26 protein-coding genes and 1 tRNA gene are annotated in these 23,840 nt (G+C 64.6%); 11 read left to right on the top strand and 16 right to left on the bottom strand.

Going from position 1 to position 23,840, the window contains the following annotated elements:
- Positions 1-24: 24 nt before the first annotated feature.
- On the bottom strand, positions 25-465 hold the full coding sequence (locus DT068_RS13430) for a hypothetical protein (protein ID WP_162914184.1): 441 nt from the start codon (positions 463-465) through the stop codon (positions 25-27).
- A 150-nt stretch (positions 466-615) separates the two neighbouring features.
- Here DT068_RS13430 and DT068_RS13425 point away from each other — a divergent pair, with 150 nt between their 5' ends.
- Positions 616-1,548 (top strand): 5'-methylthioadenosine/S-adenosylhomocysteine nucleosidase, encoded by a 933-nt coding sequence (locus DT068_RS13425; RefSeq protein WP_119390359.1) that lies wholly within the window; start codon positions 616-618, stop codon positions 1,546-1,548.
- Positions 1,549-1,562: 14 nt separating this feature from the next.
- Here the strand turns inward: DT068_RS13425 and DT068_RS13420 are convergent, their stop codons facing one another.
- The 7 genes from DT068_RS13420 to hemC form a co-directional block, all read right to left on the bottom strand.
- Positions 1,563-2,795, bottom strand: a complete 1,233-nt coding sequence (locus DT068_RS13420; protein ID WP_119390358.1) for a flavin-containing monooxygenase — start codon at positions 2,793-2,795, stop codon at positions 1,563-1,565.
- Between the two features lie 250 nt (positions 2,796-3,045).
- Positions 3,046-3,459, bottom strand: coding sequence for a cupin domain-containing protein (locus DT068_RS13415; RefSeq protein WP_162914183.1), 414 nt, complete (start codon positions 3,457-3,459; stop codon positions 3,046-3,048).
- Between the two features lie 173 nt (positions 3,460-3,632).
- Positions 3,633-3,708: transfer RNA gene (locus DT068_RS13410), tRNA-Thr, on the bottom strand.
- Between the two features lie 47 nt (positions 3,709-3,755).
- The gene (locus DT068_RS13405) at positions 3,756-5,291 is read right to left on the bottom strand and encodes a heme biosynthesis protein HemY (RefSeq protein WP_119390356.1); all 1,536 of its coding nucleotides are present in this window, start codon (positions 5,289-5,291) and stop codon (positions 3,756-3,758) included.
- Positions 5,288-6,418: a hypothetical protein gene (locus tag DT068_RS13400; protein ID WP_119390355.1), complete on the bottom strand. Its 1,131-nt coding sequence runs from the start codon at positions 6,416-6,418 to the stop codon at positions 5,288-5,290. Before DT068_RS13400 ends, DT068_RS13405 begins: the two co-directional genes overlap by 4 nt.
- A 42-nt stretch (positions 6,419-6,460) precedes the next feature.
- Entirely contained in the window at positions 6,461-7,150 is a 690-nt protein-coding gene (locus tag DT068_RS13395) for a uroporphyrinogen-III synthase (RefSeq protein ID WP_119390354.1), read from the bottom strand.
- 325 nt (positions 7,151-7,475) lie between these two features.
- Positions 7,476-8,402: a hydroxymethylbilane synthase gene (hemC, locus tag DT068_RS13390; protein WP_119390353.1), complete on the bottom strand. Its 927-nt coding sequence runs from the start codon at positions 8,400-8,402 to the stop codon at positions 7,476-7,478.
- 83 nt (positions 8,403-8,485) lie between these two features.
- Between hemC and tsaD the strand changes: the two genes are divergently transcribed.
- From tsaD to DT068_RS13365, 5 genes are all read left to right on the top strand, one after another.
- Positions 8,486-9,556, top strand: a complete 1,071-nt coding sequence (tsaD, locus tag DT068_RS13385) for a tRNA (adenosine(37)-N6)-threonylcarbamoyltransferase complex transferase subunit TsaD (RefSeq protein WP_119390634.1) — start codon at positions 8,486-8,488, stop codon at positions 9,554-9,556.
- The gene (locus DT068_RS13380; protein ID WP_119390352.1) at positions 9,553-10,542 is read left to right on the top strand and encodes an NAD(P)H-dependent glycerol-3-phosphate dehydrogenase; all 990 of its coding nucleotides are present in this window, start codon (positions 9,553-9,555) and stop codon (positions 10,540-10,542) included. Before tsaD ends, DT068_RS13380 begins: the two co-directional genes overlap by 4 nt.
- A gap of 3 nt (positions 10,543-10,545) precedes the next feature.
- On the top strand, positions 10,546-10,836 hold the full coding sequence (locus DT068_RS13375) for a YciI family protein (RefSeq protein ID WP_119390351.1): 291 nt from the start codon (positions 10,546-10,548) through the stop codon (positions 10,834-10,836).
- Positions 10,836-11,255, top strand: coding sequence for an EVE domain-containing protein (locus DT068_RS13370; protein ID WP_119390350.1), 420 nt, complete (start codon positions 10,836-10,838; stop codon positions 11,253-11,255). Before DT068_RS13375 ends, DT068_RS13370 begins: the two co-directional genes overlap by 1 nt.
- Positions 11,256-11,421: 166 nt before the next feature.
- Entirely contained in the window at positions 11,422-12,069 is a 648-nt protein-coding gene (locus DT068_RS13365) for a class I SAM-dependent methyltransferase (RefSeq protein WP_438816434.1), read from the top strand.
- Here DT068_RS13365 and DT068_RS13360 read toward each other — a convergent pair.
- Both DT068_RS13360 and DT068_RS13355 read right to left on the bottom strand, forming a co-directional pair.
- A complete protein-coding gene (locus DT068_RS13360; protein WP_119390633.1) occupies positions 12,041-12,532 on the bottom strand; it encodes a MarR family winged helix-turn-helix transcriptional regulator in 492 nt (163 codons plus the stop codon). The genes DT068_RS13365 and DT068_RS13360 overlap by 29 nt on opposite strands.
- A 65-nt stretch (positions 12,533-12,597) precedes the next feature.
- On the bottom strand, positions 12,598-13,473 hold the full coding sequence (locus DT068_RS13355; RefSeq protein WP_119390348.1) for a DMT family transporter: 876 nt from the start codon (positions 13,471-13,473) through the stop codon (positions 12,598-12,600).
- 106 nt (positions 13,474-13,579) lie between these two features.
- Between DT068_RS13355 and acs the strand changes: the two genes are divergently transcribed.
- From acs to DT068_RS13335, 4 genes are all read left to right on the top strand, one after another.
- Entirely contained in the window at positions 13,580-15,526 is a 1,947-nt protein-coding gene (gene acs, locus DT068_RS13350) for an acetate--CoA ligase (protein WP_119390347.1), read from the top strand.
- A 213-nt stretch (positions 15,527-15,739) separates the two neighbouring features.
- On the top strand, positions 15,740-17,125 hold the full coding sequence (locus DT068_RS13345) for an aminotransferase (protein WP_119390346.1): 1,386 nt from the start codon (positions 15,740-15,742) through the stop codon (positions 17,123-17,125).
- A 15-nt stretch (positions 17,126-17,140) separates the two neighbouring features.
- Complete coding sequence (locus DT068_RS13340; protein WP_119390632.1) at positions 17,141-17,767, top strand: pyridoxamine 5'-phosphate oxidase family protein; 627 nt, start codon at positions 17,141-17,143, stop codon at positions 17,765-17,767.
- Positions 17,767-18,252 carry a nucleoside deaminase gene (locus DT068_RS13335; RefSeq protein WP_119390345.1) on the top strand — a complete coding sequence of 162 codons (486 nt, stop codon included), beginning with the start codon at positions 17,767-17,769 and terminating at the stop codon, positions 18,250-18,252. Before DT068_RS13340 ends, DT068_RS13335 begins: the two co-directional genes overlap by 1 nt.
- 77 nt (positions 18,253-18,329) lie before the next feature.
- Here DT068_RS13335 and DT068_RS13330 read toward each other — a convergent pair whose 3' ends face one another.
- The 4 genes from DT068_RS13330 to pdxH all read right to left on the bottom strand — a co-directional run bounded on the left by DT068_RS13330 (position 18,330) and on the right by pdxH (position 22,164).
- Entirely contained in the window at positions 18,330-19,313 is a 984-nt protein-coding gene (locus tag DT068_RS13330) for a S1C family serine protease (protein WP_119390344.1), read from the bottom strand.
- 295 nt (positions 19,314-19,608) lie between these two features.
- The gene (locus tag DT068_RS13325; protein ID WP_119390631.1) at positions 19,609-20,769 is read right to left on the bottom strand and encodes a trans-sulfuration enzyme family protein; all 1,161 of its coding nucleotides are present in this window, start codon (positions 20,767-20,769) and stop codon (positions 19,609-19,611) included.
- Positions 20,762-21,517, bottom strand: coding sequence for an SDR family NAD(P)-dependent oxidoreductase (locus DT068_RS13320; protein ID WP_119390630.1), 756 nt, complete (start codon positions 21,515-21,517; stop codon positions 20,762-20,764). Before DT068_RS13320 ends, DT068_RS13325 begins: the two co-directional genes overlap by 8 nt.
- A gap of 41 nt (positions 21,518-21,558) precedes the next feature.
- Positions 21,559-22,164, bottom strand: a complete 606-nt coding sequence (gene pdxH, locus DT068_RS13315) for a pyridoxamine 5'-phosphate oxidase (RefSeq protein WP_438816433.1) — start codon at positions 22,162-22,164, stop codon at positions 21,559-21,561.
- A 213-nt stretch (positions 22,165-22,377) separates the two neighbouring features.
- Between pdxH and DT068_RS13310 the strand changes: the two genes are divergently transcribed.
- Positions 22,378-22,842, top strand: a complete 465-nt coding sequence (locus tag DT068_RS13310) for an RT0821/Lpp0805 family surface protein (RefSeq protein WP_162914181.1) — start codon at positions 22,378-22,380, stop codon at positions 22,840-22,842.
- On the opposite strand, the gene DT068_RS13305 is transcribed toward DT068_RS13310, so the two are convergent.
- Both DT068_RS13305 and DT068_RS13300 read right to left on the bottom strand, forming a co-directional pair.
- Entirely contained in the window at positions 22,839-23,222 is a 384-nt protein-coding gene (locus tag DT068_RS13305) for a hypothetical protein (protein WP_119390342.1), read from the bottom strand. The two genes, DT068_RS13310 and DT068_RS13305, sit on opposite strands and share 4 nt — an antisense overlap.
- Complete coding sequence (locus tag DT068_RS13300) at positions 23,219-23,740, bottom strand: hypothetical protein (RefSeq protein ID WP_119390341.1); 522 nt, start codon at positions 23,738-23,740, stop codon at positions 23,219-23,221. The genes DT068_RS13305 and DT068_RS13300 overlap by 4 nt, the downstream gene beginning before the upstream one ends.
- Between the last annotated feature and the right edge of the window lie 100 nt (positions 23,741-23,840).

The following is a 23,840-nucleotide window of genomic DNA, read 5'->3' as shown; positions in this document are numbered from 1 at the left end:
GCAAAAGCTTCCGTCAGCCAATCGCTATTTGCACAGGCCGAGATAGTCGCTGGCCCTGACCGTCTTGAAGCCCTTGCGGTATTCGGGAAGCTTGCCCAGGCGTCGCAGATTGTTGCGTCCGATGAAGGCGACCCAGACCGGATCGAGCTTCTTTATCTTCGATCTGGTCTCCTTGTCGTAGCCCAGATGGAAATTGAGCCTGGCGTTGCGGGTGGCGCAGATACGCCGCGGCATGTGGTTCTCGAGATAGACCACCTGCATCGCGGCGGCCGAATATTGATCGCCCGTCACGCGATAGGACTTGCCGCTGTTCAGCATGTCGAAGGCTTCGGCTATGTAGGTGTAGAGATCACCGCCGGGGCGCCAGCCGATATTGGCCGTCGTCGCCTGTGCCGCGCGCGGGCCGGACGCGGCCACGGCAAGCAAGGTGGCTGCCAGCAGCATCGGATATGACCGTTTCTGCATCTGCATTGCCAGGCGGATCGTCGCCAGTGATGCCTCCCAGGGTTTGGCGCGCCGTGCCCACTCTCCAAATCTTCCCATTCCCGATGTAAAGCAACAGCTCCCTGATCTGATGGTAAAGGGGTCAGGCAAGCTGATTGCGAGGGGGTCGTCATGAAAAAACAGGTTTGGCCGCGTTGCCGCGTTGTCGCGGTGCTGACGGTGCTGCTGCTGCTCGGTCTGGCTCAAAGAGTCTCAGCAACAGGCCTCCTCGATCCGACGCCGCGAATCGCGGTCGTGTCGGCCTTCGAGCCGGAATGGACGTCCCTCAAGGCCGAGCTCGTCGAGCCCAAGGAATATAAGGTCAATGGCCGCTCCTATCTCACCGGCAGGCTTGCCGGCAAGGATGTCGTCCTGTTCCTGAGCGGCATCAGCATGGTCAATGCGGCCATGAACACCCAGATCGGCCTCGACCGCTTCACCGTCACCTCGGTCCTGTTCTCGGGCATTGCCGGCGGCGTCGATCCCGCCCTTCATATCGGCGATGTCGTCATCGCCGATCAATGGGGCCAGTATCTCGAATCGGTTTTCGCGCGCGAGACCACTTCCGGCTTCGCCATCCCGCCCTGGATGGAGAAAAGCGAGTATGCCGGCTATGGCATGATGATGCCGCGGCGCGTCGAGGTCACGCGCAAGGACATGGCTGCCGAAAGCCGCTTCTGGTTCCCGAGTGATCCCGCGCTGCTTGCCGCCGCCCTTAGGGTTGCGGCCAGGATCGATCTCACAGACTGCGTCGAGGCGAACAAATGCCTCATCCACAAGCCCAGGATCGTCGTCGGCGGCAATGGCGTGTCGGGCCAGGCCTTTGTCGACAATGCCAAGTTCCGCGACTATGTGCTGGCGACCTTCCAGGCCAAGGTGCTCGACATGGAAAGTGCTGCCGTCGCGCAGGTGACCTTTGCCAATGGCGTTCCGTTCCTGGCGGTGCGCAGCCTGTCCGACCTCGCCGGCGGCGGCGAGGGCGCCAATGAGATGATGACCTTCATGGGGCTGGCGTCGAAGAACTCGGCAGCGGTGGTGATGGCGATATTGAAGGAAATGCCGTGAGCCAGACGCCCGTGTCAGCCGGCCTGCGCCGCCGCGATGTGATCCGCCAGATACCTGGCATCGTGCCAGACGCCCCAGATGAAGGATGACGCCCTTCGCGACAGCCAGGGCAGGCCTAGGAAATAGAGGCCGGGCACGGTCGAAACGCCGCGGTCATGCTTGGGGCGGCCTTTTTCATCGAAAGCGTCGATCTTCACCCAGCTGAAGTCGAGGGCATAGCCAGTCGCCCAGACGATCGAGGTGATCCTGGTGTGCTTCAGGTTCAGCCGCAGCACGGGATCGACGACGCATTGCGGGTCCGGCCCGATCCTGCGGGCATCGGGTTCCTCCGGCAGATTCAGCCCTTCCTTGCTGGCATAGGCATCCGCGGCGTCGAGGACCGAAAGGTAATCGGCGTCACCGCGGTGAATATTCCGCTTGAGATCGGGGGCGAAATGCATGGCGCCGTCCCTGAACGCCTCCGCCCGGCCGAGCAATGTCATCCCGTCCGCCGCAAGTTGGCGGAAGTCGACGGTGCGGCCACCATGCGCACCGCTCACCGCAATGGTCGTATGTTCCATGGAGGGGTGAGGGGTTCTCGCGTCCCACATGCCCAGCACGCCGAGCCACCAGACGAAGTCCTTTCCGCGATAGCGCCGCGGCGGCTTGTTGTGCGGACCAACGCTCAGGAAGACTTTCTTTCCGGCGCGCTGCAGTTCCTCCGCGATCTGGACGCCGGACGATCCGGCGCCGACCACAAGCACCGCCCCTTCAGGCAATTGCCGGGGGTTGCGATAGGCGTTGGAGTGGATCTGCATGATCCCTTCGTCCGGCGGGACGAAGGCGGGGATGATCGGACGTTGAAAGGGCCCGGTCGCGAGCACGACATGCCTGGCTTCGATCAGGCCGGATGCCGTCTCGGCATGGAAACCGGAACCATCTTCGGCCTTGCGAAGGACCTTGACCTCGACGCCGCAACGGACGGGGGCCGAGATCTTTTCGGCATAGGCGACGAAATAGTCCGCCACCTTTTCCTTGGGCGCGAAGGCGTCGGGACCGACATCGGCAAATTCCATGTTGGGAAACCGATCATGCCAGGCCGGGCCGTTGGCGACGAGCGAGTCCCACCGTGCCGAGCGCCAGTGTTCGGCGATCCGATGCTTCTCGACGACGAGATGCGGCGCCCTGCGATCGCTCAGATGTCCGCTCATCGCCAGACCGGCCTGACCGGCCCCGATCACGAGCGTCTCGACTTTTTCCACCGGCATGCCTGATCCCGTGTTGCGGCGTCTCAGTCATCCTGTCGACGCGCCTGCAAATGTCCCGGTCTTGTATGGGACGGCCGGGCTCGGGGAAATTACGATTTTGCTTGCTGCTGGTACCGTTTTCCCGATGTGGATGACGGATGCACGGGGCGTGCGAGCTTTCCGCTCTGGCAATCACTTGTCCGCCTGTCTGGTGGCCACGCGCGGACTTCGGCGAAAACAGAGAGATAATCTTGGTCTTGCAAGACGCGCTCTATCGTGTCTTCAGAGTGATGACACGCATTACCGCATCGATTTGGCCAGTGTTCGTATCTTCCTTCGACTCGCCCCTGACACAGACAAAGAGACCACCAGCGGTGACCATGAACTCCTTGCCACTCTTGACGCGAAATTCCCCTTCGAGGATGTGATAGATCGTATCGTGTCTAATTTTCTCCGACGGAGAGCCTGCGCCAGGCGCCACGACATAGTCGGTTATCACAATGGCTTTATAGTCGGGCAATGCGGCCGGCCATCTACCCAAGTCGATCCGCCTCACGCCCGGCAAGATTTCGAAACCCGCATGTCTTGCATACATCTCGGCATTCGCGGAATCGGGTAGCAGAGCTGCCGGAGCGCAGAATGCCGCGCCGAACATTATTGCGTCGCGACGATCTATGGACCTCATTGCCATCCCTCCTTGCCGGAGCGCCCCAAGGAACCAAACTTCCAACGTCAATTCAAAATAAGACTGCTGACCCGTCACGATACGCTAAGCTCGGCCTGCGCGCGACTTCTCCGCGTGCGAGCCATGCGACTGCATCTGGCGGGTGGAGTATCTGTTTGATTTTATGTGAGGAATGGTGCCGCCTAGGTGACTCGAACACCTGACCTACGCATTACGAATGCGCCGCTCTACCGACTGAGCTAAGGCGGCCCCGCCTTGTGGAATGGGCGGACTGATACAGGGTTCGTCCGGCGATTTCAACCATTGGCGGAGACGGTCCGGCCGGGCTGGTCGGGGTCGTCGTCGGGCTGGCCCGGATCGTCCGGCGGGCGGACCGGCTGGACGATGCGGGGCTTTCCCCGGCCGGCCTTGGGCGCGGGCGCCGGGGGTGGCGGCGAAGGTTCCGGCACTGGCGGCGGAACCGCGGCGGCAGGGGGCGGCAAAGGGGCTGGCGGGAACTCGGCCTCTTCGGTTTCGGGTTCCACTTCAGCCGGTTGGGCCGCCTGGCGCGGCAGCTGGTCGAAAGGCGCTTTCCATTCGGCAAAGGCGATCTCGCCCGTCACCGGCGATACCGGCGTCCAGTAGGGCGAGGCCGCGCCATCGATCACCCACATGGGATCGCTGGGGGCCCTCACCGCGCGGGCCAGCCACTCGCGCGCGCGGCCCTTGTCGCCGCGGCCTTCCTCGATCTCGGCCATCAGCGCACAGACGCGCGCCTGGGGATCTCCCGCGGTCAAAGGCTGCAGCGCCTTCACCGCCTCGTCCCACTGGCGCGCCTGGGCGGCGGAGCGGCCCAGCGCATAGGCGCCCTCCGCACCGCCGGCAAAAGAGCCGATCAGGCGGCGCACCCGGTCATGGCGGTCGCCCGGCGCATCGGTGAGGCGGGCATAGGCATAGGCCTCGGCGAGATCGGGATGGGGGGCTGATTCCCAGGCCTTGCTGATGACGCGCCATACGCGGCGCAAGGCGCCCTGGCCGGCATAAAGCCTGGCTGCGACGGCGGCGGCCGGTACCAGAGCAGGATCGAGCTTATGCGCCTCGAGCGCCCAGTCGAGCGCCGATTTGGGATCGCGCGTCTCGGCGGCCAGCGCCTTGGCGGCGAGCAGCACGGCTTTCATGCGCTTCGCGCGCTCGGGCGCCTGCTGGCCGGTCTTGCGCTGGGTCTCGAGTGTCACCAGCGCTGAATCCCAATCGCGCGCCTGGGACTGGATGGCGAGCATGGCCGAGGACGCCCAGCCCAGCGCCGGGTTGAGCTTGAGCGCTTCCTCGGCGAAACCGCGCGCCGCGGCGAGATCGCCCGACTGGCGCGCTTCGGCGAACAGGCCGCGCAGGCCCAGCGCCTTGGTCTCGGGAACTTTCAGCATCTCCTCGAAGCCGCGCCGCACCTTGCCGCGGTCGCCCTTGAGCTGGGCCGCCTGCACTTCGAGCAGCTTGAGCAGAGGCTCATCGGTGAGATTCTTGGCGGCGATGGCGGCGAAGCGATGCGCGTTCTGCCCGTCGCCGGCGCCCGCGGCGATGATGCCGCGCGACAGGCTCTCATAGCCGCGGCGCGCTTTGCGGAAACGCATATAGCCGCCAATGGCGCCCGGCGTGCCGATCAGCCGGCGCAGCAAAGAGAACAGGAACCACAGCGCCAGCACCGCGAAAATGAGGCCGGCGAGACCCGCCAGCACCGAGGTCTCGATCTCGCGGTTGAGCCAGCGGATGACGATGGTGCCCGGCCGGTCGGCGATCCAGGCGAAGCCCGCGGCGGCGGCGGCGAGGAGAAGAAAGCGGACCAGAAGCCTGATCATGATTTGCCCGTGATGATGGCGGTGACCGCGGCCGAGAGCTGCGCCATGGCGCCTTCGAGCTTCAGGCGCAGGCGCGCCCGGTCACGCCATTCGGCGACCTGCGGCGGCAATTCGCCGCCCGGCTCCTCGAGGCGCTGGATGGCGGATTTGAGATCACCGGCCTTGGCGTCGACCGCGGCGGCGCGCGCCAGATCGGCCCAATCGAGCGTGTTGAGATCGCGCACCTTCACCACCGTGCCGACCCAGGCCCAGAAGCCGCCGGCATCCCCGGTACTTTCCGTGCCGCCGCCCGATCCGGCAAGGCCCGGGCCCAGCGCTTCCAGTGCCGCGGCCAGGGCCTGCGCATTGGCGATGCCCGAAGCGGCATGGGGGCCGAGATCCGCGAGATCGCTGTTCTGCGGCACATAGACGGCGATGCGGTCGAGCTCTTCCTTATAGGGAACGCCACCTGCGAATTTGGCCTTGAGATCGGACAGCGCTTGCGACAGCTCGGAGAAATCCTGGCCGCCGCCGGTGGTCGTGGGAGGCGGCGTGGTGCCGCCGTCGCGCAAGGAAGCGACCGCCTGCTCCAGCGTCTCGATGCGCCTGGTGAGATCGGCAAGGGCGGCCGGATCGGCGGTCCCCGTCGGCGTGGAGTTCAGGCCGGCAATCGATTGGCGAAGGTCGGCGAGCGCCCTCTCCATATCGGCGAGACGGGTTTCAAGACCGCTTGCCTTGTCGACCGCATCGCTGGCGAGCTTCGCGGTCTCGCCCTTCAGCGTATCGAAGGTGCCGCTCAGGGCGACGAGCTGGTCATTGAGCGTGCGGTTTGCGGCTTCGAGCGAGCCGAGCCTTTGCTCGAGGGCCGAGACGGAAGAGGGCGGCCAGAAATCGGCGCCGAATTCGCGGTAGAGCCAGGCGCCGAGCATGGCTGCGATCACGGCGCCGAGGCCAAGAATGCGGTTGCGGGTCCAGAGCTGCGATTTCTCAGGCTGCGGTGGCGGTGCCGACTCTTCCTTCGGCGCTTCCGTCTCGACGGTCGCATTGGCGTCGCCGGTATCGGCTGCGGGAGAGATGTCCTCCGCCTCGAGATCGATGACGGGGCTTCTGGCTTTCGAGCCTTGCGAGTCGTTTTCGATGTTGCTCATCGGAACCCGTTTTGCTTTCGCCGAATCTTGGTTGTTTTCATGCTAGGCCGCACGACCAACGATTTCCAGAAGAGACTCTTCCGTCGGCCGCGCGGCGACCCGTGTGACAAAACCATCGGGCAAAATCGCGGCAATATTGGGCGACAGGCAATAATGCAGCATGGCCTTCGCCTTAATGTCATGCCGTTGTGCGAGGTCGAGCCACAGCCTTGCCGAGCGCGGCGAATAGAGGAGCACGCCTTCGGCACCGGCCGCGCCGGGGGCCAGTCGATCGGCTGCGCGCGCTTCGTAGAGGACGACACGCCTGACCGAGAAACCGGCGCGTTCGAGGAGTCCGGTGAAGTCGCTCGCGGTGTCGCGGCCTGAGAGATAGAGCACGGGACCGGCGGCTGGTCTTGCGGTATCGATGATGTGGCGTGCAAGGCCTACGCCATCGCCGCCCGCTTCGGTGACCCGGGTGAAACCCGCCCGGTGCGCGGCGAGCGCCGATTGCGGGCCGACCGCCAGCACCGGCAGATGGCGGAGCCTCGCCAGATGCGACGTGCCCGTAAGGCAGCGCACCGCATTGGCGCTGGTGAGTGCGACCGACTGATAGTCCGCAACCGGGATCGAGATGTCGGCGCGCGGCACGATGGCGAGCAAGGGCGAGAGGATCACGCGATGGCCGAGGCTTTCGAGCTTCGCTTTCAGCGCCTCGGCATCTTCGGGAGGTCGGGTGACGAGGAGACGCATGTCAGCCCCACCCGTCGCACATCTCGCGGGCGAGCCTTTTTACCCTCGCCCTGCAAGCGAAGCGCAGCGGGGAGAGGGTAGGGGCCCGCCGCGCAGCGGTGGGAAGGGTGAGGGGCAATCGGCGGTGCAGGACTACGTTGCTGCTTGATCGAAGTGTCGAACCCATTCGTCCGGGAAGCCCCTCACCCTCCCATTGCTTCGCAATGGGTCCCTCCCTCTCCCCGCTGAAGCGGGGCGAGGGTAAGCAGCCATCCTTCTGCAATGTGTGTGTTCGACTATCGTAAAGAGTAGCGCGTGGCGCCGGATGGGATTCAGTGCGCATGCCTCACCCGAGATGCCGCAGATTGTCCCCGCCCTTGGCCTTCACCTCTTCGCCGGCGTCGTGGCCGAGGCGCGCGGCATCGCCAACGGCGCCCGATCTTTCGGCGGTGAAGCTCATCTTGCCGTCAAGCGTGAGTGCCTCGCCGCGGAATTCCAGCCTTCCATCCCTGATGATCGCATGGCCGGCGATCGGCGTGCGGCAGGAGCCATCGAGGCTTTCGAGAAAGGCACGCTCGCAAGCGACCGCGATCTCGGTCGGCGCATCATTGATGGCGGCGAGCAGGTCGTGCATGCGCCGGTCATCATCGCGGATCTCGATGCCGATGGCGCCCTGCGCCACGGCGGGCAGCATCTCCTCTTCCGGCACCGGGGCGGTGATGCGGTGGGCGAGGCCCAAGCGATTGAGGCCGGCGCAAGCGAGGAAAGTCGCCGCCACTTCGCCGCGGTCGAGCTTGGCAAGCCTGGTCTCGACATTGCCGCGCAAATTGACCACCTGGATATCGGGCCGGAGCCGCTTCAATTGCGCGGTACGCCGCACCGAGGCCGAGCCCACGGTGCAGCCTTGAGCCAGATCACGGATGCGCGAGCAGGAAGGGCTGATGAGCGCGTCGCGTGCGTCTTCGCGCGGCAGCAAGCCGGCGATCGCCAACTGCGCGGGCAATCGCGCCGGCATGTCCTTCATCGAATGGACGGCAAGGTCGACCGCGCCCGAGAGCAGCGCCTCCTCGATCTCCTTGGTGAACAGGCCCTTGCCGCCGATCTCGTTCAGCGGCCGGTCGCGGATGCGATCGCCGGTGGTGGTGATGGCGACGATCTCGATCTCGGCCAATGCGAAACCATGGGCGGCGCACAGGCGCTGGCGCGTCTCCTCGGCCTGGGCCAAAGCCAGGCGCGAGCCGCGGGTTCCAATCTTCAGTCTCGGCGTTTGCAAGTCTTCTCCAGGGGATGCTAGATCACGGCTCCTCTTAATCTCTTACGCACCACACGTCATGGGCATTCATGGCCGCACCGGACCTGACCATTCTCGGCATCGAAACCTCCTGCGATGAGACCGCGGCGGCCCTGGTGCGCCGGCATGCCGACGGGTCAGGCGAGATCCTGGCCAATATCGTCCTTTCCCAGATCAAGGACCATGCGCCCTATGGCGGCGTGGTGCCGGAAATCGCGGCCCGCGCCCATGCGAGCCATCTCGACCGGCTGATCGGCAGGGCCCTCGCCGAGGCCGGGCTCAAGCTCGATGAGGTGGACGGTATCGCCGCCACGGCGGGGCCGGGGCTGATCGGCGGCCTCCTGGTCGGCCTCACCACCGCCAAGGCGCTGGCGCTCGCCAAGGACAAGCCGCTCGCGGCCATCAACCATCTCGAGGCCCATGCGCTGACGCCACGGCTGCTGGGCCGGCTCGACTTCCCCTATCTGCTGCTCCTCATTTCGGGCGGCCATACGCAGGTGCAGATCGTCGAAGGGGTGGGGCGCTACCGGCGCATCGGCACCACCATCGACGACGCCTTGGGCGAGGCTTTCGACAAGACGGCGAAGCTCTTAGGGTTGCCCTATCCGGGCGGCCCGCAAGTCGAGATCCTGGCGCGCCAGGGCAATCCCAGAAGGTTCGATTTCCCGCGCCCGCTCAAGGGCCGCGAGGGCTGCCACTTCTCCTTTTCCGGCCTCAAGACCGCGATCCGCGAGACGGTGGAGGATCTGCGGCCGCTGTCGTCCGCCGACATCGCCGATATCTGCGCCGGTTTCGAAGCGGCGGTCGCCGACACGATGCGCGACCGGCTGGGCCGGGCGCTGCGGCTCTTCAAGAACGAGTTCCCGGATGTGCGCCAACCGGTGCTGGTGGTGGCGGGCGGCGTCGCCGCCAACCAGACCTTGCGGCGGACCTTCGAGTCGGTCGCGGCGCGGTCGGGTTTCGCGCTTCTGGTGCCGCCTGCTCATCTGTGTACGGACAATGCCGCCATGGTGGCCTGGGCCGGCGCCGAACGTCTGGCCCTCGGGCTTGCCGATCCGCTCGACGCTCCGGCGCGCGCCCGCTGGCCGCTCGATCCCGACGCGAAGCGGTTGACCGGCGCGGGGGTGAAGGCATGAGCCGCATCGGCATCATCGGCGCCGGCGCCTGGGGCATGGCGCTCGCTTCGGTCGCCGAACGCGCCGGGCATGAGGTCATCGTCTGGGCGCGGCGCCCCGAAACGGCGGAGGAGATCAACAGCAAGCACGCGCTGTGGTCGCGCCTGCACGGCATCAGCTTCGGCAAGACGGTGCGCGCCACGGCCAAGCCGAAGGACCTCGAACCCTGCGATGCGGTGCTGGCGGTGGTGCCGGCGCAGCATCTGCGCCAGGTGCTGGCGCAGTTCGCCAGCCTCGACGTTCCCGTCATCCTGTGCGCGAAGGGCATCGAGGCCGGAAGCGGCCTCCTGATGAACGAAGTCCTGACGCAAGCCCTGCCTGCCTGCGCGCCGCTCATCCTGTCGGGGCCGAGCTTCGCGCTCGATGTCGCGCATGGGCTGCCGACGGCGGTGACGCTCGCCGGCCCCGATCTCAGGACGGCGAAAGAATGGGCGGGCGCGCTCAGTCTCAAGACTTTCCGCATCTATCCGTCGGATGACCTGCGCGGCGTGGCGCTGGGCGGTGCGGTGAAGAATGTGCTGGCCATCGCCTGCGGCATCGCCGCCGGCAAGGAGCTCGGCGACAGCGCCCGCGCCGCGCTCACCACGCGCGCTTTCAGCGAGCTGACGCGTTTCGGCAAGGCGCTGGGCGGGCGGCCCGAGACGCTGACCGGTCTTTCCGGCCTCGGCGACCTGTTGCTCACCTGCTCCAGCCGGCAGTCGCGCAATTTCTCGCTTGGCCTGGCGCTGGGCCAGGGCAAGAGCCTGGACCAGGCGCTCAGCGAAGCCAAAGGCACGGTCGAAGGCATCGCCACCGCGAAGATCGTCGCGCGCCTCGCTCATGAGCAGAATATCGACATGCCGATCTCGGCCGCCGTCCATGCGGTTGTTGACGGCGGATCGAATCCCGAGGAAGAAATCGCCAGGCTTCTGGCCCGGCCCGTCAACCCTGAATTCCACAGAGGATAGAACATGCTCTATGCTTTCATCTGCACCGACAAGCCCAATGCGCTGGAGCTGCGCATGAAGGAGCGCCTGGTCCATATCGAGTATCTCAACGGCCTGGGCGATGCGCTGAAGGCGGCGGGACCTTTTACCGACGAGGCCGGAAGCCCGATCGGCTCGCTCGTCATCGTCGAGGCGAAGGACAGGGCGGCGGCCGAGACGATCGCCAAGAACGATCCTTACGCGAAAGCCGGCCTGTTCGCGGCGGTCGAGATCCGCGCCTGGAAATGGGGCCTCAAGAATCCGGAGGTGAAGTGATGGCCTATTGGTTGTTCAAATCCGAGCCCGAAACCTGGTCGTGGGAGCAGCAGAAGGCGAAAGGCAAGGCTGGCGAGGAATGGACCGGCGTGCGCAATTTCCAGGCGCGCAAGAACATGAAGGAGATGAAGCTCGGCGACAAAGGCTTCTTCTATCATTCGGGAGAGAGCAAGGCGATCGTCGGGATCGTCGAGGTGGCGAAGCTGGCGCATCCCGATTCGAGCGCCAAGGAGGGCCCTTGGGAATGCGTCGACATCCGCGCTGTCGAGGATGTGCCGAAGCCGGTGACGCTGGCGCAGTGCAAGGCCGACAAGCGCCTCAAGGACATGGTGCTGGTCAATAATTCGCGTCTGTCGGTGCAGCCGGTGAGCGCCGAGGAGTGGAAGATCGTGCTCAGCCTCGGCGGCGTGAAGAAGTAGGCGAGTCGCCCTCTCTTAACTCGTCATGGCCGGGCCTCGACCCGGCCATCCAGCCTCGACGCCACACAGCTGTTGCATGGAGGGGCTGGATGGCCGCCTCAAGGGGCGGCCATGACGAGTTGGGGAGCGGCTGGCGCGAGCGTGATCCGGGAGTTTATTTAGTTTGCTGAAGATCATCGATCATACGGACTTCATCCGCCGGAATACCAGCGTGCTGACGCCGCCATTGGTGCCCGAGGTGACGCTCTATCTCGCCCATGAGGCGGTGCCGATCTGGCAGAAGACGGAAGAGGAGCTGGGCGAGATCGGCCTGCCGCCGCCCTTCTGGGCGTTCGCCTGGGCCGGCGGCCAGGCGCTGGCGCGCTATGTGCTGGATCATGCCGAAATCGTTCGGGGGAGGCGCGTGCTCGATCTCGCCACCGGATCGGGGCTTGTCGCCATCGCGGCGAAGAAGGCCGGGGCTGACAGCGTGATGGCCGCCGATATCGACAGCTTCGCCTGCGCCGCGGCGCGGCTCAATGCGCGATTGAACGATGTCGGGATCACCATCACCGACGAAGATCTGCTGCTCGGCCAAGCGGCATCCTTCGACGTCATCCTGGTCGGCGATCTCTTCTACGAGAAGGCGCTGGCGGAGCGCGTCCATGCCTGGCTCGGGGAAGCGAAGTGCGCAGGCGCGCATATCCTGATCGGCGATCCCGGCCGCTCCTACCTGCCGAAATCATCGCTCCAGCACGTGATCGACTACAATGTGCCGGTGACGCGCGAGCTCGAGGATGCCGAGATCAAGCGCACCGCGGTGTGGCGGCTGTAGGCCGCTCACAAACCGTCTTTGCCAAAGCCAGAAGATCGCCGCGCAGCAGATCGGGGGCTTCCTTGCGGAGCTCGGCCTCGATGTCGCCATGGGTGTCCTTCCAGATGGGCACCGCTTTCGCGATCAGCACCTTGCCGGCCCTGGTCAGGGTGAGCAGGCGGCCGCGGCGGTCCTCGGGATCGATCGCGATCCTGACGAGGCCGCGGCGCTCCAGCGCCTTCAGCGCCGCGGTGAGCGTGGTGCGGTCCATGCCGAGCAGATCGGCGACCGAGCCGAGCCGCGCCGGTCCCGGCCGGTTGAGCGAGATCAGCAGCGAAAACTGGCCATTGGTCAGATCGAGCGGGCGCAAGGCGTCGTCGAAGCGGCGCGCCACAATGCGGGTGGCGCGCTGGAGATGCAGGCAGAGGCAATGGTCGCGAATGAACAAGGTGGTCGCGAAGGGCACCTCGGGGAAAGTCGGCATCATCTGATATAGGATGATATCAACTCTTTTGTAAAGATGGGGCGCCTTGGCTGCCGACTGGCCGATCAGAGGGCGACGCGGCGCTGGCTGTTGTTGAGCCACAGCGCCAGCATGAGTATGGCGAGGCTCAGCCAGATCCACGGATTGGCCGGCTTGCCGAAGATGAGGATCGCCCACAGCACCGCCGCGGGGGTCGAGACATAGACCGCCTGGATCGTATAGACCGCGCCCTTCTCGCGGATGAGGGTGAAGAAGGCGATGCGCTCGATGATCCACAGGATCGAAGCGGCAAGCGCCGTCCAATAGGCAAAGAGCGGTGGTGCGGCGTCGTTCCAGGGCGGCGCCAGAACGAGCATGAAGGGAATGGCGAGGAGGCCGGAGAAGACGGATTCGGCCGCGCCCACCATCATGATGTCGGCATTCTTCGGCCAATAGGCGCCGGCGAACCAGTTATAGGCGCTGTAGACGATGGGCACGGAAAAGGCGCTGATCAGCCACCACGACAAGCCGCCTTCCACCTGGGCGCCGCCCGACATGATGATGACCGCGCTCGATGCGAAGCCCGCCATCAGGGCGAGGAGGCGGCGGCGATTGGCGATCTCGCGCCGCGTGGCCAGCGCCAGAAGGTAGTTCCAGAAGGGTGCGGTCGAGACGATGAGCGCATATTCGGTGGCCGGCACCTGGCGCGAGAAGTACAGGCTCATGCCGAAGGGCACATTGAGGAGCGCGGCGCAGCCGAGGCCGTAGAAAAGGACCTCGCGGCTCAGCGTGAAGCGGCCCTTGAGCAGCGGGACAATGCCGAGTGCTGCGCCGACGATGACGCCGGTATAGACGATGATATGGGAGATCGGCAGGCCTGCCTCGCCCATGAGCTTGTAGAATGAGGGGGTGAGCCCCCAGAAGCAGCCGAGGATGATGAACCAGAGGAGATGGACAGGCATGTGGGAGGCGCGGGGCTGATTTTCTTAGACAGTTGTCGGATTGCAGGATAGGACTGCGGCCAACATAATACTCGCCCAAACGCGGCATGAGAGGGAGGATTTGCTTATGTCCGAGAAGGTCTATCCGGTTCCGGCCCCATGGAAAAAGCGGGCTTTGGTGAGCGATGCCCAGTACAAGAAGATGTATGCGGAGTCGATCTCTGCGCCCGACAAGTTCTGGGCGAAACATGCCAAGCGGATCGATTGGTTCAAGGCGCCGAAGAAGATCAAGAATACCAGCTTCGCCCATGACAATGTCTCGATCAAATGGTTCGAGGACGGCATCACCAATGTCTCGGTCAACTGCATCGACCGGCACCTGAAGAAGCGGGCCAACCAGACGGCGATCATCTGGGAAGGCGATGATCCCTATTACGACAAGAAGATCACCTATCGCGAGCTCTATGAGAATGTCTGCCGCTTCGCCAATGTGCTGAAGGCGCAGGGCGTCAAGAAGGGCGACTGCGTCACCATCTACATGCCGATGATCCCGGAGGCGGCCTATGCGATGCTGGCCTGCACCAGGATCGGGGCGGTGCATTCGGTAGTGTTCGGCGGCTTCTCGCCCGATTCGCTTGCCGGGCGCATCAACGATGCCAGATCCAAATTCATCGTCACCGCGGATGAGGGCCTGCGCGGCGGCAGGAAGATCCCGCTCAAAGTGAATACCGACGAGGCGCTCAAGAAATGCGGCGGCGACGAGAAGGTTCTCGTGGTGCGCCGCACCGGCGGGAGCGTGGCGATGCAGGAAGGCCGCGACTATTGGTATCACGAGGAGGCGGCGAAGGTGCCGGCCGAATGCAAGCCGGAGAAGATGAAGGCGGAGGATCCGCTGTTCATCCTCTATACGTCAGGCTCGACCGGCAAGCCCAAGGGCGTTCTGCACACGACCGCCGGCTATCTCGTCTATGCCTCGATCACCCATCAATATGTCTTCGACTATCATGACGGCGACATCTACTGGTGCACGGCGGATGTGGGCTGGGTGACCGGCCATTCCTATATCGTCTATGGCCCGCTCGCCAACGGCGCCACCACGCTGATGTTCGAAGGCGTGCCCAACTACCCGACCGCGTCGCGCTTCTGGGAAGTGATCGACAAGCACAAGGTCAACATCTTCTATACGGCGCCCACCGCCATCCGCGCGCTGATGGGGGCGGGTGAAGCTCTGGTCCAACGCACCTCGCGCAAGTCGCTCAGGCTTCTCGGCACCGTCGGCGAGCCGATCAATCCGGAAGCCTGGGAATGGTATCACCGCGTGGTCGGCGACGACCGCTGTCCGATCGTCGACACCTGGTGGCAGACCGAGACCGGTGGCATCCTGATCACGCCGTTGCCCGGCGCCACCAAGCTCAAGCCGGGATCGGCGACGCGGCCCTTCTTCGGTTGCCAGCCGGCGCTGGTCGACGACAAGGGCACGATCCTGAAGGGCGCTGCCTCCGGCAATCTCGTCATTCTCGAATCCTGGCCAGGCCAGATGCGCACCGTCTATGGCGATCACGACCGCTTCGTGCAGACCTATTTCTCGGCCTATAAGGGCATGTATTTCACCGGTGACGGCTGCCGGCGCGACGATGACGGCTATTACTGGATCACCGGCCGCGTCGATGACGTGCTCAACGTGTCGGGCCACCGGCTCGGCACCGCGGAAGTGGAGTCTGCGCTCGTCTCGCATCCCAAGGTTTCGGAAGCGGCCGTCGTCGGCTATCCGCATGACATCAAGGGCACCGGCATCTATTGCTATGTGACACTGATGTCGGGCGAGAAGGGCTCGGATGACCTGCGCAAGGAGCTCGTCAGCCATGTGCGCAAGGAGATCGGCCCGATCGCCTCACCCGACCTCCTGCAATTCTCGCCGGGCCTGCCCAAGACACGTTCCGGCAAGATCATGCGGCGCATCCTGCGCAAGATCGCCGAGGACGAGTTCTCCAATCTGGGCGATACATCGACCCTGGCCGATCCGGCGGTGGTCGATGACCTTATCGCCAACCGGCAGAACAAGCACCAGGCCTGAGCAAATCCCGCCAAAGTTGAAGGCTTTGGCGATGAGGACTTGCTCCAATATATTGATCTGGCGCGAACCCTTTCCGGCGAAGTGATTGTCCTTCGCCGGAATGCGCGTCAGCCATACGGCTACTGCCATTGCGGAACCCGGGGAGAGCGTGGCAGAGTGCCGCCACTCTTCCCGGGCCGCTCGGCCTTTCCACGCTTACTCTAAGGTATCCCCATGTCCCCTCTGTCGAATATGGCCGTCCGCGACATCGAGACGGTCATCCACCCCTATACGAATCTGGCCCGGCTGCGCGAGACCGGACCCCTCATCCTCAATGAGGGGCGCGGCATCCATCTCTATGACGACAAGGGCAAGCGCTATATCGAGGGGCTGGCCGGCCTGTGGTGCACGGCGCTCGGCTACGGCAATGAGGAGCTGGTGGAAGCGGCGGCGCAGTCGATGCGCAAGCTCTCCTACACGTCGATCTTCTCAGGCAAGTCGCATGATGCGGCGATCGAGCTCTCCGAGAAGCTGAAGGAGATAGCACCTTGCCCCGCCTCCAAGGTGCTGTTCGGCGGCTCTGGCTCGGAAGCCAACGACATGCAGATCAAGCTCACCTGGTATATGAACAATGCCAAGGGGCGGCCGAAAAAGAAAAAGATCATCTCGCGCCAGCGCGCCTATCACGGCGTCACCATCGCGTCCGCCTCGCTCACCGGTTTGCCCTGGGTGCATGCCGATTTCGACCTGCCGATCGCCAATGTGCTGCACACGTCCTGCCCGCATTACTACCGCTATGGTGAAGCCGGTGAAACGGAAGACCAGTTTACCGACCGCATGGCGAAGGATCTCGACGACCTGATCCAGAAGGAAGGCCCCGACACGGTCGCGGCCTTCATCGCCGAGCCGATCATGGGGGCGGGCGGCGTCATCATCCCGCCGGCCAGCTATTTCCCCAAGATCAATGCGGTGCTCGCCAAATATGACGTGCGCATCATCGCGGACGAAGTGATCTGCGGCTTCGGGCGTACCGGCAACTGGTTCGGCACCACCACCATGGGCATGAAGCCCTCATCGATCTCGATGGCGAAGGCGATCACCTCCGCCTATTTCCCGATGGGCGCCATCACCATCGAGGAAGAGCTTTACCAGGCGATGCTGGAAGAGAGCCGCAAGATCGGCACGTTCGGCCATGGCTACACCTATACGGCGCATCCGGTCGGCTGCGCGGTGGCGCTCAAGACGATCGAGATCTATCAGCGCGACAAGACGGTCGAGCATGTGCGCAAGGTGGCGCATACATTCGAGAAGCGCATCGCGGGCTTCAGCGATCATCCCCTCGTCGGCGAGACCCGCGCCAAGGGTCTGATCGGCGCCATCGAGCTCGTCGCCGACAAGAAGACGAAGCGGCCCTTCGATCCGAAGAAGGGTGTGGGCGCCATCGCCGCCGATATCCTGCAGGAGCAGGGCCTCATCGTGCGCTCGATGGGCGATTCGGTCGCCTTCTGCCCGCCGCTCATCATCACCGAGGCCGAGATCAACGAGATGTTCGACATCGTCGACAAGGGCTTCCGCATTCTCGAGGAGCGCGTGCTCAAGGAGAATCTGCGCAACGGATAATTGGAGGGAAAGGCGATGAGCCGGATCAAGGAAAAAAGCGTTCTGAGAGCCAGGATGGGTGAGCCCGGCGAGCTCGCCGCCAAGAAGACGCTCCGGCGCATCGATAAATATGCGCGCACCTATATCGAGCGCTCGCCCTTCCTGTGCATCGGCACGGCGGATGAGAACGGAAATGCCGATGTGTCGCCGCGCGGCGACCCGCCGGGCTTCGTGCGGGTCGTCGATGACAACACCATCATCATCCCCGACCGGCCCGGCAACAACCGGGTCGATACGATGTCCAACATCATCGCCAATCCGCAGGTCGGCATCCTGTTCATCATTCCCGGCATCGACGACACGCTCAGGGTCAATGGCAAGGCCGAGATCATCGATGATCCGGCGGAGCTGGCGCCGGCCGCCGTCAATGGCAGGCCGCCCAAGCTCGGCATCCGCGTGCATGTGGAGGAAGTCTTCTTCCATTGCGCCAAGGCGTTCCGCCGCTCCAGCCTGTGGGTTCAGAAATCACATGTGGATCGCGGCTTCCTGCCGGGTCTCGCCCATATGGTGATGGAGCAGGCGCGCGCCTGCGAGGTCGACCTGGAGGAATCCGACAAGGTCGAGGCCGAGATCCAGGAAGATTACAAGACCAAGCTTTACTGATGCTGAGCGAGGCCGATCACAAGCATATGCGCCGCGCAGTAGAGCTGGCGCGCATGGCGCTGGAGGCGGGCGATGATCCGTTCGGCTCAGTGCTGGTCTCGGGCGACGGCAAGGTGCTGGCCGAGGACCGCAATCGCGAAGGGAAAGGCGATGCGACGCGCCATCCCGAATTCGATCTCGCCCGCTGGGCCGCTACTCATATGACGCCGGCCGAGCGCGCCGGGGCCACCGTCTACACATCGGGTGAGCATTGTCCGATGTGCGCGGCCGCGCATGGCTGGGTCGGGCTCGGCCGCATCGTCTATGCGGTATCGTCGCGCCAGCTCAGGCAATGGCGGGCCGAACTGGGCGCTACGGGCGACTCCCCGGTCCGGCCGTTGCCCATTCAAGATGTGGCGCCCTTCGTGAAGGTCGAAGGGCCGGTGCCGGAATTCGAGGACGAAGTGCATGAACTGCACCGCCGTGCCTTCGCGCGCAAGAAATAGGATCCTTGCACATTGCGCTTGTCCGAAGACCGGGATGGCCGGGTTAGACCCGGCCACGAGCTTTTCCGGCCGATGCTTCAGCGGCGCTCCACCGGCACAATGAAGCGCTCGCGCAACTCACCGCGGCGCAGGATGGTCACCCGCGTCTCATGGCCGACGCGCTCGTGATTGAGGAGCCGCAGCAAGTCATCGATGCCCGCGACGGCATGGCCGTCGATGGCGATGACGAGGTCGCCCGATTTGATGCCGCCGTCATCGGCGGGGCTCTTCTCGATGACCTTCATCACGCGCACACCCATCTCCTGGGTGACGCCGGCATGGCGCGCGATGTGGCGCGGCACCACGCTCTGCTGGCCCTCGATGCCGATGGCGGCACGGCGCACGCGGCCATGCTGCAGGATCTGGGTCAGCACATAGAGCGCCGTGTTGCTGGCGACCGAGAAGCAGATGCCCTGGGCGCCGAGGATGACGGCGGTGTTGACGCCGATCACGCGGCCCTTCGAATCGACCAGCGGTCCGCCGGAATTGCCGGGATTGAGCGCGGCGTCGGTCTGGATCACGTCATCGATGAGGCGGCCGGTCGAGGCGCGCAAGGAACGGCCGATGGCGCTGATGACGCCGGTCGTCACCGTCTGCTCGAAGCCGAGCGGATTGCCGATGGCGATGGCAAGCTGGCCGCGCTTGATCGTCTTCGAGTCATGCAAGGCGAGCGGCGGTGCGGCCAGGTTCTCATCGGTACGGATGACGGCGATGTCGCTGTCGGGATCCTCGCCGATGAGGCGGGCGGCGGCGCGCTGGCCGTCGGCCAAGCCGACCATGATGGATCTGGCGCCATTGACGACATGGCTGTTGGTGAAGATGAGGCCGTCGGAGGCGACGACGAAGCCCGAGCCGCCGCCTTGGCGGCCCTGGCCGTTCTTCACCGCAATATGGACGACGGACGGTCCGGCCTTGTCGACCGCGCCCGTCACCGCCGTTGAATAAGCGTCGAGTATTTCGCCGTCGGTCGCCTGGTGGGTGACCTCCGGCAGGGCTGCGCCCTGTTCATCCAGATCAAGCATGAGAGTTCTCCGTCCCAGCATATGGGGAGGGGTGGGGTGTGATACCAGTGGCGGATCCTTTCATCCGTCACCCCGGCGAAAGCCGGGGCCCCCTGAATAAGGGCAATCGGGGCGGCGCGGTGCGTGCTTCTCCGAATGATTTGGGCCGGCTTCGCCGGGCGAGATCGACTCCATCTCACCACAACGAGCGGCAGCGCCCAGTTGATTCTAGTCAGGGGGTCCCGGCTTTCGCCGGGATGACGGATTAGGAGTGTCCGACACTTTCGCCGGGATGACGATACAGAATGGGTAGGTGTCAGCCCAGCGCCTGCTCGATGTCTGCTATGAGATCGTCGACATGCTCGATGCCGATCGACAGACGGATGAGATTGTCGGGAACCGGGCTTGCCGGGCCTTCCACCGTCTTGCGGTGCTCGGCCAGGCTCTCGACGCCGCCGAGCGATGTGGCCGGCACGATCACCTTGAGGCGGGTGCAGACCCTGACCGCGTCCGTGGCGCCGCCCTTGACCAGGAGCGAGAGCATGCCGCCGAAGCCGTCGGTCATCTGGCGCCTGGCGATGTCATGGCCCCGATGCGAGGCGAGGCCCGGATAGAGCGCGCGCTCGATCTTCGGGTGCTTCTCGAAATGGCGCGCCAAAGCGAGCGCATTCTGCGAGGCCTGGCGATAGCGCACGAACAGCGTGCGCAGGCCGCGGATGAGGAGCCAGCTTTCGAAAGGCGCCAGCGGCGCCCCGATCTTGGTGCGCAACATGCCGATCTCCTGCCAGCGCTGATCGAGCTTGCGGGTGATAAGGGCGCCGGCCAGCACATCGGAATGGCCGTTGAGATATTTGGTCGCCGAATGGAAGACGATGTCGGCGCCGAGCAGCAGCGGCTGGGTGGTGACGGCGGCACTTGCCGTCGCATCGACGGCGAGGATGGCGCCCGCCGCATGGGCGGTCTTCGCGGCCGCCGCGATGTCGATCACGTCCCAGGTCGGGTTGAGCGGCGTCTCGATCCACAGGAGATCGGTCTTGCCCTTCTGCACGGCCCCCGCGAGAGCTTCGGGCTTGACGGCATCGAACAGAGTGAGCGTGATGCGGCCCTTGGCCTCGAGCCGCTTCAGCCAGTCGCGCGTGCCGTAATACATGACATCGGGGGCCGCCACATGGCCGCCTTGCGGCACTGTCTCGAGAAGCGTGGTGATCGCCGCCATGCCGGAGGCAAAGAGCAGCGCTTCCTCGCCCTGCTCGAGGGCGGCGATCGTCTGCTCGGCCTGCCACAGAGTGGGATTACCGTTGCGGACATAATTTTCCCTGAGCTTCGGCGTGTAGCTCTGGTCGCGCGCATAGGTCGATGACGTATAGAGCGGCGGTGCGACCGCGCCGGTCGCTTCGTCGGTTGATTTCAGCGTGTGGGCGGCGATGGTTTCCGGCCGCAAGGCATTGTGTTTGATGTGCCGGGTGGTGTCAGACATGTTGCCCGCCATTGATGTGAAGCTCGGCACCGGTCACATAGCTCGACGCATCGGTGCACAGGAAATAGATCGCCTTCGCCACTTCCTCGGGCTGGCCGAGACGGTGCATGGGTATCTGGGCGACGATCTTCTCGGTGCCGGGAGAGAGGATCGAGGTCTCGATCTCGCCCGGCGAGATGGCGTTGACGCGCACGCCGAAGGGACCGAAATCGGCGGCCATCTCGCGCGTCAGCGCGGCAAGTGCCGCCTTCGATGTCGCATAGGCCGCGCCGGCGAAGGGATGGACGCGCGAGCCCGCGATCGAGGTGACATTGACGACGGCGCCCCTGGCGCGCGCCAATTCGTCGATGAGGCCGCGGGCGAGCATGATCGGCGCAAAGAAATTGACCTGGAAGACGGTCTTCCAGTCCGTCTCGTCGGTCTCGATCGAGTTGAGCCGGGCACCGCCCGGCTTCTTGGGCGAGATGGCGGCGTTGTTGATCAGCGCATGCAGGCGCGAGCCCTGCGCCTTGAGACGCTCCTTGATCTGGCCGATGGCTTCGATGGTGGCGGCGGGATCGGCGAGATCGACCTGGATATGGTCGTCCGGTCCTGCATCCCAGGGACAATTTTCAGGAAAGGGATGGCGCGACACGGTGATCGCGCGCCAGCCGGCGGTCGAGAAGCGCTTCGCCGTCGCATGGCCGATGCCGCGCGACGCACCGGTCAAGATCAAGGTCTTGCGTTCACTCTCGGGGGAAGTGGTCATGCTCTCTTTCGGATCGCTTGCGAAACCTGCTTCCGCAAGGCTCAAGGATATAGCCGGGTTTTGCTCCAGCTGCCATCGGGCGTCTCGCGCCGGAAGACGACGCGATCATGCAGGCGGAATGGCCGGTCATGCCAGAATTCGATGGAGACCGGGCGCAGGCGGAAGCCCGACCAGTAGGGCGGGCGCGGCACCTCGCCGATCGCATAGCGGGCGCCATACATGGCGACCGCGGCTTCGAGCTCGAAGCGGCCTTTCAGCGGGCGCGATTGCTGCGAGGCCCAGGCGCCGATGCGGCTGTCGCGCGGGCGCGAGGCGAAATAGGCATCGGCCTCGGCATCGCTCACCGTTTCGACCGGACCTCTCACCCTGACCTGGCGGCGCAGCGATTTCCAGTGGAAGCAGAGCGCCGCCTTCTTCGCCGACAAGAGCTCATGGCCCTTCTGGCTTTCGTAATTCGTGTAGAAGACGAAGCCCCGGCCATCGACCGCCTTGAGGAGCACCATGCGGACATTGGGCAGGCCTTCCTCATCGACGGTGGCGAGCGCCATGCCGTTCGGATCATTGGGCTCGGTCTTGCCGGCATCCTTCAGCCATTCCTCGAACAGCGAGATCGGTTCCTCGCGCTCGGTGAAGCCTTGGGCCGCCATCAAAGTGGGGAGGTCGCTCAGTGACATTTGGTTAACTTTGCCTAATTATGCCCAATACTTACCACATTTCGCCCCTTTTGCCGCCACCGCACGACCCTAACAGATATGCGTGCGCCTCAGGGGATGAGGTCAGAGCGCTTCCCGCGAAAGTTGCTCGACTTTCGCGACAAGGAAGCGCTCCACGTGAAGTGTTTAGAATGCTGGGGAAGTCCAATGCAATCCAAGTCTGTCGTCGCCGTTGCCGTCCTGGGCCTGCTGCTTGCCGGCTGTGCCCAGAATGCGGGACCGAAGGAAACCGGTGGCGCCGTCATCGGCGGTGTCGCGGGCGGCCTTCTCGGCAATACGGTCGGCCATGGCAAGGGTCGCGCGGCGGCCACCATTCTGGGCGCGGCGCTGGGCGCCGTCGTCGGTGGTGCGGTCGGGCGCAATCTCGACGACAATGACCGCGAGCGCGCTTACTACGCGGCGCAGCGTTCCTTCGAGACCGGCCGCGAAGCCTCCTGGGACAATCCGGATACCGGCCATCGCGGCCGCTTCCGCCCGCGCCGTTCCTATCGCGACGATGATGACCGCATGTGCCGCGATTTCGAGCATACGATCTGGGTCGATGGCGAGCCCGAGCTGATCGAAGGCACGGCCTGCGAGATGCGCGACGGCAGCTGGCGCGTCGTCGGCTAGTCCGAGACGCCGCGCTCGATGGTCGTGGCTGCATTCCTTTGCGAGCGCAGCCAATAGGGAAAATAGCCGAAGCCCAGGCCTGCCAAAGTGAAGAGAAGGGCAAGAAGAGCAAGCGCATTGGCCACATAGTGCCTGGCAAAAGCGCGGCTCTCCGACAATTGCGGTGCTTCTGTCGATGCGCTCAGCAAGGAGCGCGCCTCATCAAGAAAGGCCTCCGGAACCTGGATGTGGATTCCCTGCTGCGCGACCAGGTAATCGCTGTTGCAGGTGGCGTGATGGCGCTCGCCGGGCAAAGCCGGAATGCCGGCGCTCGCAAGATAGCAGCATATGACCTCGCTTTCCGGCCGGCTGAAGCTGGTGCGAAGCGTTGCCAGCGTCATTTCAGTCCCAGACGCTCCGCGAGCTTGGCGATCTTGAGCTGCTGGCGGGCCGTGACCTCGCCATCGGCGGCCGCGGCGCGGCGCACCATCTGAACGAGGTCCTGTCTCTCGCTCATGGAAAGATCGCGCGCCCATAATTTCGCATAGCGCAGCGACACGTTGTTGGCGTCCTCGACATGGCCCGCGACCCATTTGCCGAACACCATGAGCTCGGTCGGGTCGGCGATGCCCATGGTCTTGACGATCTGGTCGCGGATCACCGTCTCGGCGGCCTCCGTCAGCGGATGCTCCTCCGCCGCCACCGCCATCATCATGATGACGCCCGCCGCCACCGGGTCGTCGACCGCTTCGACCGGCGAAGCTTCGGCCTTCTTGCGGAATTTATAGCGCTTCCACTTGCCCCAGGCGCGGCCGGCCATGTCGGTGACTTCATCGGCCGTTTCCTTGGCCGCCTTGAAGCGCCAGTACCAGACGCCGATAGCACCGATTATGCCCGCCAAAGCGATGAGAATATGCATTGCAGCCCCCGTTTACCTTGCGTCTTTATCCAGCCGATTCGGCCGGCCTGCAAGACGGGATGAAGAGTTGGGTTGACACAAACCGTCCGGACGGTACAGT

The sequence above is a fragment of the Taklimakanibacter lacteus genome (genome assembly GCA_003576695.1).
Taxonomy (GTDB): Bacteria; Pseudomonadota; Alphaproteobacteria; order Rhizobiales; family Aestuariivirgaceae; genus Taklimakanibacter; species Taklimakanibacter lacteus.
Note: the sequence above shows the minus strand (reverse complement) of the source record. Positions and strands in the feature narration are given on the sequence as shown.